General features: G+C 37.9%; 1 protein-coding gene. It reads right to left on the minus strand.

Annotated elements, in window-relative coordinates; all coding sequences use genetic code 11:
• On the minus strand, positions 1-1140 hold a 1140-nt coding region (locus tag Q4586_RS13955), incomplete at both ends, for a hypothetical protein (protein WP_303530002.1).

Below are 1140 nucleotides of genomic sequence, written 5' to 3' on the forward strand. Positions count from 1 at the left end.
TCCTCCTGTTACATTTTCTACCGTTATCTCTCCTTGTTGAGTACATGTATAATCTTGACTTCGCCTTGAACTTCCTGCTAATGCATCTGGCGCAGTGATGGTTATGGTTGATGCTGCTGTTGCACAATTATTAGCATCAGTAGTAACAACATCATACGTTCCTTCTGCTAAATTGTTAAATGTAATATTTGTTCCTGCTCCTGGACCTGATGTTTGGGTTGGTGTAGCTGACCCTTGTAATGTTATTGTAGTGGTATAATCGGCTGTTCCATCACTTATTACTACTACTGCCGAACCTTGACCTCCATTACAATCGGGTTGTGTTTCGGTTACAACTATTGTTGGATTATCTATTTGATTTATTGTGATAATTTCTTTGTACTCACAATATGGTGCAACTCCTCCGTTATCTCTAACAACAGCATAATATCGCCCTGGAACAGGTGCCGATAAATAATTAGCATTTGTAAAAGTTCCATTTTCATAGTTTGAATAATCTTCAAAGCCTGGGTATATTTGAAATATTTGATATACATAATTTGTATCACCTCCTGATGCTTGAAAACTAATACTACCAAAAGTACATCCAATATCTGTTTTAGTTATTACTGCTGTTACTTGTGGATTTATGGTTACCGTATCGGTTGCAGAACAGTTAAATCCGTCTGTTACAGTTACTGTATAATTACCATTAGTTAATCCTGTAAATATATTGGTGTTTTGTGTAGTGGTCGTAGTTCCGTCATTTAAACTATATGAATAATTTCCGTTACCTGTACCTATATTTACGGTAATTGTTGCATCGGCTGCACCACTATAACAAGTAGTTGCGTCTAAACTAAATGTTACCGCTACTGCATCTGGTACATTTACTAATAATGGTGCTGATGTACAACCCTCTGCATCTGTAGCTACTACCCAATAATCTCCCGAAGTATCAATATCGGTAAATGGTGCGCCTGTTTGAACGGCTGGTGCTGTTGCTGTTGCATTGTTAAATAATGCATATGTATAAGCTCCTCCGTTTCCTCCGGATGTGGTTCCGGTTATACTTATCGCTGCTCCATCTAATGTAGGGTCTGTATCACAAGTAATTAGTTTTGTTACACTTGCCGCTACTACTATTGGTGATGGATCTGA

Origin of the sequence: Tenacibaculum soleae (assembly GCF_030549005.1) — a bacterium.
Taxonomy (GTDB): Bacteria; Bacteroidota; Bacteroidia; order Flavobacteriales; family Flavobacteriaceae; genus Polaribacter; species Polaribacter soleae.